This window comes from Candidatus Binataceae bacterium (genome assembly GCA_035500095.1).
Lineage (GTDB): Bacteria > Desulfobacterota > Binatia > Binatales > Binataceae > JAKAVN01.
Window position 1 is genome coordinate 39,924 of sequence record DATJXN010000121.1, and the last position, 10,893, is coordinate 50,816.

6 protein-coding genes are annotated in these 10,893 nt (G+C 67.9%); 3 read left to right on the plus strand and 3 right to left on the minus strand.

The features are described 5' to 3' along the window. Nucleotides 1-15: 15 nt before the first annotated feature. The 3 genes from VMI09_12740 to aroF all read right to left on the minus strand — a co-directional run bounded on the left by VMI09_12740 (nt 16) and on the right by aroF (nt 3,199). Entirely contained in the window at nt 16-1,149 is a 1,134-nt protein-coding gene (locus VMI09_12740) for a serine hydrolase domain-containing protein (GenBank protein ID HTQ25553.1), read from the minus strand. Beyond that, nucleotides 1,136-2,086 (minus strand): LD-carboxypeptidase, encoded by a 951-nt coding sequence (locus VMI09_12745; GenBank protein ID HTQ25554.1) that lies wholly within the window; start codon nt 2,084-2,086, stop codon nt 1,136-1,138. The genes VMI09_12740 and VMI09_12745 overlap by 14 nt, the downstream gene beginning before the upstream one ends. Before the next feature lie 93 nt (nt 2,087-2,179). Then, nucleotides 2,180-3,199 (minus strand): 3-deoxy-7-phosphoheptulonate synthase, encoded by a 1,020-nt coding sequence (gene aroF, locus VMI09_12750; GenBank protein HTQ25555.1) that lies wholly within the window; start codon nt 3,197-3,199, stop codon nt 2,180-2,182. Between the two features lie 171 nt (nt 3,200-3,370). Here aroF and VMI09_12755 point away from each other — a divergent pair, with 171 nt between their 5' ends. The 3 genes from VMI09_12755 to VMI09_12765 form a co-directional block, all read left to right on the plus strand. After that, on the plus strand, nt 3,371-4,126 hold the full coding sequence (locus tag VMI09_12755; protein HTQ25556.1) for a DNA repair exonuclease: 756 nt from the start codon (nt 3,371-3,373) through the stop codon (nt 4,124-4,126). 118 nt (nt 4,127-4,244) lie between these two features. Continuing rightward, nucleotides 4,245-7,469, plus strand: a complete 3,225-nt coding sequence (locus tag VMI09_12760) for a PD-(D/E)XK nuclease family protein (GenBank protein HTQ25557.1) — start codon at nt 4,245-4,247, stop codon at nt 7,467-7,469. A 17-nt stretch (nt 7,470-7,486) separates the two neighbouring features. Next, on the plus strand, nt 7,487-10,893 hold a 3,407-nt coding region (locus VMI09_12765), incomplete at its 3' end, for a UvrD-helicase domain-containing protein (protein HTQ25558.1).

A 10,893-nucleotide genomic window follows, 5' to 3' on the forward strand; every position in this document is an offset into this window, starting at 1 on the left:
GGTCCGGCGTTCGTGCTACTTCCCGGCATCTATCGCTTCCATGATGAGATCGTGGATTCGCGGACGGAAGTCGCGAATCGCCTGGTTGTCGCGCCGCGGATGCACCCGGTTGGTCAGCAGCGAGACCGAGATCGCGCGCTCGGGCTCGATCCAGATCGAGGTGCCGGTAAAGCCGAGATGGCCGACGGCGGCCGGCGAGAAATGCCGCCCCGAACTCGAATACTGCGGCGACGGCGTGTCCCATCCGAGCGCCCAGGTCGAACCGTTGACCGTGGTGTCGCGGGTCCAGAACTCGCGCACGATCTTCTGCGGCAGCCAATCGGAGCGTCCGCCATAGCAGGCGAGCAACTCCTGGACGATCCGATCGACGTCGCGCACCGGCGCGAACAGACCCGCATGTCCCGCCACGCCGCCCATCGCATACGCGTTTTCATCATCCACTTCGCCGACCAGGAGCCGTTTGCGGAAGGCGCAGAACGACGTCGGGGCGAACATCTCGGGTACCGGCTCGAGCCGGCGCGAGCGCACCAGCGAAATATCGATGAAATCCGTCGCGCGGATGCCGAGGGGGCGGAAGATGCGTTCGCGGCAGAAGCGGTTGAGCGGCGTCCCGGCGACGCGCTCGACCGCCTCGCCGAGCAGCATGAAGTTGAGGTCGGAGTAAATCGTCCTGGTGGCGGGCGGCGCTTCGGGCTTCTCGCGATGAATTTCCTCGTAGACCCATTCCTTGGCGCCGTGGCTGGCCATGAAATTGACCTTGCCGTTCTTCTCGATCTGCGCCACCTGCTGAAAAAACGGTCGCCACGCGGCAAGCCCAGAGCAATGCGCCAGTACATGGCGAAAGGTGACGTGGCTCTTGTCGTGGACGCCGAAGTTGTGAAAAAAGCGCGTCACGCGGTCGTTCAGGCGCAGCTTGTTCTCGCGCACCAGCATCATCACGGCCACCGTCGTCGCGAGCGGCTTGGTCAACGACGAGAGATCGAATACGGTTTCCATCTTCATCGGCGAACGCTCGGGCACGAGCGCGCGATGGCCGAAGGCGCCCTCGAAAACGACGTCCGCACCGCGGCGCACGATCAGGGTAGCGCCGGGGATCACTCCACGCTCGACCGCGTCGGCAAACGCCTGCTCGACCTCACGCCATCCCAAACCGATCTCCCCTATCCGCCACGGCAGGCTCGAGGAAACTGAGCCGCCGCGCCGCCGCGTCGACTCGCGCGCGCACGCCGAAGGGAATCGTGAAGTTCGCGCTGCCATGGCCCGCCTCGATTCCCGCGAGCACCGGGCAATCGAGACGCGCCGATTGTTCGGCAACGCATTCATCGATCAGGCGGCGCTCCGCCTCGCTGCCCTCCGGCGGACGCAATGCGCCGAAAACCACCGCGGCGACCCGCGCGAGGACGCCGGCCTGTCCGAGCTGGACCAGCATCCGGTCGATTCTATACGCTTTCTCGCCGGTATCCTCCAAAAAAAGTATCGCGCCGTCGAGCGGCGGCATGTACGGAGTACCGATCGCCGCGGCCACCATCGAAAGGCATCCGCCGACGACTTCGCCCTCGGCGACGCCGGCTCTGAGCGCCGTTCGCGCGGGCAACTCGAAGCTCGCGGTTTCGCCCTCAAGCAGGCGGCGCAGATGGTCGAGCGCTGCCTCGCCAACCCCGCGCGCGAAATCCATCGCGACCATCGGTCCGTGAAAGCATACCATCCCGGCCCGCCCCACCAGTGCGTTAAGGATAAAGGTCGCGTCGGAAAAGCCCATGAAAATCTTCGGCGTGCGCGCGATCGCCGCAAAGTCGAGCAACGGCAGGATCCGTCCGGCGCCGTAGCCGCCGCGCGCGGCGAAGATCGCATCGACTGCAGGATCGGCAAAGAAGGCTTGCAATTCGCGCGCGCGAACTTCATCGGGGCCGGCCACGATCGCAGCGCGGTCGAGCGCGTGGCTTGACACCTTGACCCGAAACCCGAGGCGCTCGAGCGCTGCGACGCCGCGCTCGAGATGTCCGCGATCGATTGCGGAAGCGGGCGCGACGACTCCAATCGTGTCGCCGGGCTTGAGCGCACGCGGCTTTGTTCTTGAACGGCTCACCGGCGACGATGTGCGCTATTCATGGCTTTGGGGCGAGCTTATCATGCGCCGCGTATCGGTGCTCGCGACAGGCGCGGACGCGGCGATCGCGCCTCACAGCGTGCGGCCGACCGCTTCGGCCACGGCCTTGAGCGCGGTCATCAATTCGGCAAAGCGATCGGGCCGCAACTGCTGCGGACCGTCGCTGAGTGCGGTCTCAGGGTTGGGATGGACTTCGATCAACAGGCCGTCGGCGCCCGCCGCGACCCCCGCCAGCGCCATCGGCATCACCAGCGACCAGATGCCGGTGCCGTGGCTGGGATCGACGACCACCGGCAGGTGCGTCCATTGCTTGAGCAGCGGCACGGCGGTCAGGTCGAGTGTGTTGCGCGTGGCGGTCTCGAAGGTCCGGATGCCGCGCTCGCACAGTACGACGTCGGGATTTCCCGCGGAGAGGATATATTCCGCGGCCATCAGGAATTCTTCCAGCCGCGTGGACATCCCGCGCTTGAGCAGCACGGGTTTTTTGATCTTGCCGAGGCGCCGCAGGAGCGAAAAATTCTGCGCGTTGCGCGCGCCCACCTGCAGCATGTCGGCGTGTTCGGCGACCAGCTCGATATCGTGCGGGTCCATGATTTCGGTAACGACCGGCAATCCCACGTGCCGCCCCGCGTTTTCGAGCAGTCTCAGCCCCACGTCCTCCATCCCCTGGAACGAGTAGGGAGAAGTGCGCGGCTTGAATGCGCCGCCGCGCAGCAGCGTCGCGCCCGCCGCCTTGACCGCAGCAGCCGCCGCCTCGACCTGCGCTTCGCTCTCAACCGCGCACGGCCCGGCGATCACCGCGATACGCCGGCCGCCGATTTCGACCCCGCCCACGTTGACGCGTGAGCCCTCGGGACGAACCTCGCGCGCGGCGAGCTTGAAACTGCGCAACACGGGCATCACGCGATCGACGCCCGCGACGGCTTCGAGATGGCCGAGTTGATGCTGTTCGCCGCGCTCCTCACCGACGCACGCGACGACCGTGCGCTCGACGCCGCGGATGATGTGAGCGCTGTAGTCGAGCTTCTCGACCATCCCGACGACGGCCTGAATCTCCGCCTCGGTCGCGCTGGCTTTCATTACGACGATCACGGTGCTTTTTTCCTCCCCCTTCGCGACTCCCTTCGCAGCTGAGTGATGAATCAGGCTGCGAAAGTTGAAATAGTCGCCTTGCGAAGTCTAGTATTGCACAGACGGGCCCTTCAAGTTGGCCCTTTTTGCCGGGGCGACCCGAATCGTGCGCCTACCGGCAGGAGAAAAGGCTTGGCCCCCAGACCGCTGCGACCGCTCAGCATCATCCATACCTCGGACGTCCATCTCGAGACCGACAGTTTCGGCAGCGGCCCGAGTGGCGACGCCCTGCGCGAGCGGGTGCGGCGGTCGTTCAGTGGCGTTATCGACATCGCCAACGAGCGGAGCGCCGATTTGATGCTGATCGTCGGCGATCTCTTCGATTCCAGCCGCATCAGCGAGGGTGCGCTCGGCTTCGCGCTCGGCGAGATCGCGCGCGCCGCGATGCCGGTGGTGATGATACCCGGCAATCATGACGCGCACGACGAGCGCTCGCTCTACGCCAACCTCGGCCGCGAGCTGCTGCCGCGCAATCTTCATCTGATCCTCGAGCCCGAGGGCTCGCTGCTCGACTTTCCCGAGCTCGAGACGCGTATCTGGGGCCGCGCGCTGGTCGAGCATACGCCGGATTACCGGCCGCTGGGCGGGATGCCCGCGCCGGCGCCGGGACGATGGAATATCGCGCTGGCGCACGGCTTCTTCACCGAGGAGGCCGACGGATTTCGCTCCTCGCCGATCACTCCGGCGGAGATCGAAGCGAGCGCCTACGACTACGTCGCGCTTGGCCATATCCACGTCTTCGGCGACGTCTCGCAGGGCGCGACGCGCGCCGCTTACTGCGGCACGCCGGCGCCGCTCTACGCGAGCGACAACGCCGGATGGGTCGTGCGGATCGGATGCGTCCCGGGCGAACCAATAGCGCTGGAGCGGCTCGCCGTCACGCCCTGAGCGCGCGCCCCCCTGTTCACAAACCATTCGCGCACAGGGAGCCATCCGGACAGCGGTTGGCGCGCCGCGGAGTATATTTTTTGAGATACTCCGGCTGCACCGCGGAAGGCATGACCTCGTGAACAAGCTAATTGCGCTCTACCCGACCGCGCGCAAAGTCGAGGACTGGTTGAAGCGCCATAGCCGCGGCCGCACCCTGCTCGACTATCCGATCATGACCTTTCCGCAGCTGATCGATCGGCTGTGGCGCGAATTCGGCCCGCGCGGCACGATGCTCGACGAGTTGCAGGAACTGCTCGCCGCCGATGAGGCGATGGGAGATTCGCGCGCCGCGCTGGGCCGTGCCGATCACGTCCTCGGCCTCATCCGCCAGTTCAAGAGCGCGGCGCTCGGGCTGTCCGACCTGCGCGCCGCGGCCGCCGCGCTCCCTGCGCAAGCCGGCGCCGCCCGCAGCCGTATCGGCGCGCTCGCGGCGGCCTTCGAGCGCTACGAGCGCCTGCTCGCCGCGCGCGGCCTTTGCGATCGTCACGACCGCGAACGAATCGTGCTCAGACACTTGCTCGCGCTCGAGAAGCGCGGCGCGCGTCCGGCGCTGCTCGACGGCGTCGAGCAACTGCAGGTCGCCGAGATCTACGACTTCAGCCTGCTCCAGTTCATGATCGTCACCGCGCTCATCCGGATCGTCGGCGACGCGACGCTCACCATCCAGGCCGCCGATCATCCAGCGCGCGGCGGGCGCTTCGCCGAGCTGACCTGGAACCGTTTCGTTGCCGAAGAATCGATCGCGGACAAAGTGCTGCCCGGCTTCGTGCGCCGCGGCGGACGCTCCGGGCGCCTCGGCTTCGTGCTCGAGCGGCTGTTCGTCGAGACCGCCGACGCCGCGCCGCCCGCCGACGGGACGCTCGAAGTGGTGGAAGCGCCGACGCCGCTTGGCGAGATCGAAGAGGTCGGCCGCGCGATCCGACGCGCGATGGAGTCGGCGCCGCCGATTGCGCCGGAGCGGATCGCGGTCGTCGCGCGCGACCTCGCGCCCTATGCCGAACATCTGCGCGACGTGTTCCGCCGCTATCGTATTCCGCTCACGATCGGCCAGCCGCCGGCGCTGCGCGCGAGCGCGCCGGCGCGGCTGGTGGCCGAGATTTTGCGCGCGCCGCGCGAGCGCTTCACACGCGAGTCGCTCGGCGCGCTCTGCCGTTCGCCCCATCTGCTGGCGATTACGCCCGGCCTGGCGCGCGCGCTCGACCAGATCGGCTATGTCGACAGCGGAGCGCAGCCGCTGCTGGATCGTTTCGACCGCCATCTCGCCGACCTGCGCCGCCGCGCGCTCGAAAAGCGCGCGGCGGCGCAGGTCACGGAGCGCGAGAAACTCGACCGGCGCATCGCCGGTCTCGAACCGGCGCGCGAGCGTTTCGCGCGGATGCTCGCCTCGCTTGCGCCGCTCGGCGAGTCCGCAACGCTCAGCGAGCATCTGGCTCGCCTCGAGCATGCGCTCGAGGCCATGCGCTTCGACCCCGCGGGCGGGGACGGCGAGATCGGCGCGGACGACGATGCCGTGCGGGCGTGGGGCTCGGTGCGCGCGGCGATGGCGGGGCTCGCGCGATGGGCGGCGGCCGGCGGCGGCGGGCGCGTCGTCGATCCGATGGAGTTCGCTGCGATGGTCGAGGCGGCGTTCGATTGCGCCGCGGCGCCCGCCGACAGCGAGGCGGCGGGCGCCGTAGCCGCGCTGCCGGTGCTCGAGGCGCGCGGGCTCGACTTCGACCTAGTCTTCGTGATCGGGCTCAATGACGGCGCCTTCCCGCACTACCATCCCGACGATCCGCTGCTCCCCGACGAAGTGAAGCTCGCGCTCAATCGGCCGCTCGGCGAGGCGCTCCGGCGGCATTTCGGCCCGGAGGCGCCGAGCCGCGCCGGCGCTATTCTGCGCACGCGCCACGACCGCAACGGCGAAGACGCCCTGCTGTTTTTTCTCGCCCTCTCGATGCCGTCGCGGCGCGTCGTCCTGAGCTACGCGGCAGCCGACGCGAGCGGCAATCCGGTGGTCCGCTCGCCGTTCGTCGATGAAGTGCTGCGCGTGCTCGGCCATCCTCAGGGTGCGGCGACGGTGAGGCGCCCGACGGTTGCGGGCGTGATTCCCGCGGCCGGCGATTGTCTTTCGCGTGGTGAATTTCTCGCCCGCGCTGCGGCCGACGGGATGCTGAACTCGGCCGAGGCGGAAACGATCGAGACTCGCGCGACGCTCGATTCGATAGGCCTGCGATCGCATTTCGAAACGCAGCGCGAAAAATATCTGGCCCTCCCCGCGCGCGAGGATTTCGCGGACGCGGACAAGCAGGGAATGCGCTACGCGGCGTTTCCGGCAAAGTTAGCGTTGGCCGGTCGATGGGACGGACGCGTCGCGCCCGATCCGCGTCTGGCGCGGATGCTCAGCGGCGCTCCCGACGATCCCCGGCGATGGACCGCGACCGGGCTCGGCGAGCTTGCGGCCTGCGGCTTCAGGTTTTTCGCGCATCGCGTGCTTGGGCTCGACGCGGACGAGGAGCAGGACTACGAAATGAGCGCGCCCGAAGGCGGCGAGCTGATTCACGAGGTCTTGCGCCGCCTGGTCGAGCAAATCGACTTTGCCGATCCCTCGCGCGCGCGGAGGGAGGCGGCCGAAGTAATGAACACGGTGCGCGAGGAGTACCGGGCGCTCGCGCGCGACCGGGGATTTTTCGATCTGCGATGGCGTTCGATCGACCGGACGGCGAAAGAGTTCATCGACGCGGAAATCGGCAACCGCGCGAAAAATCCCGACGCCGAAATCCGGACCGAGCATCCGGTCAGCTTCATCCTCGACGACCTTCGCACCCCGGGCCGCCCGCCGCTTCGGATCGAAGGCCGCATCGATCGCCTGGAGCTTCATCCGCGCCGCGGCGCGATCAGGAAGATCCGGGTAATCGACTACAAGAACTCGCGCGACGCCGGACGCTACAAAAAGATCCTGGATCCTGGCGGCGCGGCGTTCGGATGGACCGACTTTCAGCTGCCGATTTACCTGATGGGCGCGCTCGGCGAGTTCGGCGGCCGGCTCGCGCGCGACGCCGAGCTCGAGGCCGGCTATATCGTGCTGCGCAGTTCAGACAAAGAGCAAGTCGCGCCGGTCCCGCGCGCGATGGTCGAGAGCGATCCGAAACTGCGTGCGGCAGCAAAGCAGGCGGGCGAGCCTCCGGTCGCCGAACGGATTATCGCGCTGGTGGACGAAGCGCTGGCCGGCCGTTTCGACGTCGATCCGCGCCGCTGCGACGACTGGTGCCCTTATCGCAAGGTCTGCCGCTACTACAAAGGCGGGGAGCCGGGCGCCTAGCGCCGGAGTATTCGATTTTGGCGCGAGTCGAACTCACCGAGGAGCAGCGCGACGCGGTTTACGCCGCGGGCAACGCGCTCGTGCGCGCGGGCGCCGGCTCGGGCAAGACCGAGGTCCTCTCGCAGCGTTTCGTCGCGCTCGTGGCCGGCGATATCGCGGGGCGCGAGCCGCTCGCGCCGGAGCGGATCGCAGCCATCACCTTCACCGAAAAGGCCACCGCCGACATGCGCCGGCGGATCGCCGACGTCCTCGACGATCGGATCGCGCGCGAAGGCGACGCCGTGCGCCGGGCGGCGCTGGTTCGCGCGCGGCGCACGCTCGGGCTCGCGCGCATCTCGACCATCCATGCGTTTTGTGCGCGCCTGCTGCGCGAATTTCCGATCGAGGCCGGCGTCGATCCCGGCTTCGAAGTGCTCGACGAATACCAGAGCGTCACCTTCCTCCAGGGCCGGTGCTGCGAGCTGCTCGCCGACGCGGTCCGCAAACAGGAGCCCGGCGCGATCCGCCTGGTGGGCGCGCGCGGCCTCTACGGATTCAAGAATCGAAACGGCGCGATCGGGATCGTGCTGCAGGCGATCGGCGAGAGCGCCCGCCTCGGCAAATCGCCTCGATGGATTCGCGAAATAGCCGAAGCGACGGCGGCGAAACTGCGCGAATACGGCGCGAGGATTCCCGCGCTGCGCTCGGAGCTGTTCGACCTCGTCGGGCAATTGCTCGCGGTTCGCGACGCCGGAGGCGCGACCGGAAAGAAACTGCAGGAATTGCGCGACACCTGGCCGTCGCTGCAACCCGCGATTGAAGCGTTCGGCGCCGAGTCCGATCCCGCGGATCGCTCCGTATTCGACGACCTCCGGCTCGTTCTGCCCACGGCACAAAGCAAGAAGGTCAAGGAGCTGGTTTACGCCATCCGCGGCAACGACGAACCCGGAGTCATCCCTGCGATACTCGACGCGTACGGCGGCGCGCGCGCGGCGCAGCCAACGCTTGAGATCGCCGCCCTCATCGGCGATCTCGGGGCCAAACTCGAACAACGCAAGCGCGCCGAGCGCGCCGTCACCTTCGACGACCTGCTGATCCTGGCCGCGCGCCTGCTCCGCCGCCATCCCGAAGCCGCCGCGCGCTACCGGCGCGCGCTCGGCGCCCTGCTGGTCGACGAATACCAGGACACCGATCCGATCCAGGATGAAGTCGTGCGCCTGCTCACCAGCGAAGGCTCGGCCGCGCCGGAACTGTTCATCGTGGGCGACGAGAAACAATCGATCTATCGCTTCCGCGGCGCAGACGTCACGGTCTTCAACCGCGAGCGCGGGCCGCTCCTTGGACGCGCGCTGCGCGAGAACCGCCGCTCGCTCCCGGCAATCGTCGATTTCGTCAACGCCGTAAGCGCGCGTTCGATGGCGCCCGGCGACGACGCGGACGCGAAGCCGTACCGGGTCAGATGGAGCGAAGAGCATCGGCTGCGGGCGATCCGGTCCGCAGACGGCGCGCCCGCCGTTGAGCTGATCGTGACACCGACCGGCCCCGAACTCGACACCCGCGCACTTCGGCGGGTCGAGGCAGATGCGATCGCGCGGCGCTGCGCGCGGATGGTAGCGAATAAGGCGGCGGAGGCGGCGCACAAGGTCGAATTCGGCGAAATCGCGTTGCTGCTGCGTTCGTTCATGGACGTCGCTATCTATGAAGAGGCTTTCCGGCGCGCGGGCGTGCCGAGCTACACGGTCAAAGGGCGTGGCTTTTACGAGTGCAAGGAAGTGAACGACCTGGCCGCGCTGCTCGCCACGATCGACGATCCGGAAAATCCGCTCGAACTTGCGACCGCGCTCCGCTCTCCGCTCTTCGGTCTTTCGGATCAATGCCTGCTCGATATCGCGCTGCATCTGGACGAACGGCGTGCGGCGACCGGAGAGGCGCGGCGTCTTTGGCAATTGTTCGACGACGCCGGCGAAGACTTCGCGTGGCTCGGCGACGAACGGACGGCGGCGCTCGGCGCGCGGGATACGCTGATCGCGCTCCGCAAGATGCGCGAGCGCGCCTCGCTGACGGCGATCATCGTCCGCACGCTCGAATCGACCTGCTTCGAGGCGGTGCTGCTCGGCCTCGAAGGCGGCGCCCAGCGCGCCGCGAACGTGCGCAAGCTCGTCGAAATCGCGCGCGAGTTCGAAGCCCATCGCTTCCTCGGGCTCGGCGACTTCGTGCGCCATCTGCGCCTCCTGGTCGAGGAAGCCCCGCGCGAACCCCAGGCGCAAATCGCCGGCGAGAATGACAACGTCGTGCGCCTGATGACGATCCATCAGGCCAAGGGCCTCGAATTCCCCGTCGTGATCGTCGCCGACCTCGGACGCCGGACGCCGACGAGCAACGAGCAGATCGTGATGACGGCTGAGCACGGGCTGCTCGTTTGCGACACGGTCGGCGCCGGCGATGAATCGCTGCCCAACCCGCTCGCGGCGCAATATCGAACCGCGGTGAGAGACCAGGAAGAGGCCGAAAGCGCCCGCCTGCTTTACGTCGCGATGACGCGGGCGCGCGACCGCCTGATCTTGAGCGAAGGCGCGAAGAAATCGAAATCGAGCTGGGTGGACCATGTTCGTGCCGCCGTGGGGACCGACAGGGTCGAGGCTTTCGTCGGCGCCGCGGCCGGCGATCGGATAGTTGACGCCAACGGAGTGAAAGTCGTGCTGCGGCGCGCCGACGCGCTCGCGTGCGAGCCCGGCGCGAAACCACCGGGCGCTGAATCGTCCCCGCCCGCCGAATTGGCGGCCGCAGCGCGCGCGCGGCTCAGCTTCGCCGCGCCGCCCGCGCGCGAACTGGTCGTCAGTCCGAGCGCGCTCGAAGACTTCGAGCGATGTCCGCGTCAGTTTTTCCTGCGCCGCGAGCTCGGGTTTCCCGAAGGCGGCCCTGGCGCCACCCTCGACGCGAACGGCGACGGGCAGGCCATCGCGATGGGCACCGTTGCGCATGCGGTGCTCGAACAGCTCGCTCCGGCGACGCCTGAGTCAGAGCTCGAAGCCGAAATCGCGCGCCTCGTCGGCGTTCATGGCGCGGCGGCCGATCTCGATCCCGCGGCGCAACGCCCGCTCGTACGCGACCTTCTTTGCTACGCGCGGAGCCGCGAAGATCGCGCGGCGACACGGTCCGAAGCGGTCGCCGCCGTCAGCCGTGAAACGCCCTTCTTCATGAGCCTCGAGGACGACGAGCTGACGCTCTTCATTCGCGGCCGGATCGATCTGCTGAGCGATGACGGCGAGCGAATCGTCGTAAGCGACTACAAGTATGCGCGCGCCGGAAGCGGAGATTACCGCGTGCAGATGGAATGTTACGCGCTGGCCGCGGCCGAGCTTGCACCCGGCCGCGAGGTGAGCGCGGAGATCGTGTATCTGCGCGACCGCGTCGAGCGGCGCCAGCTGGAGCTGGCGCCGCTCGA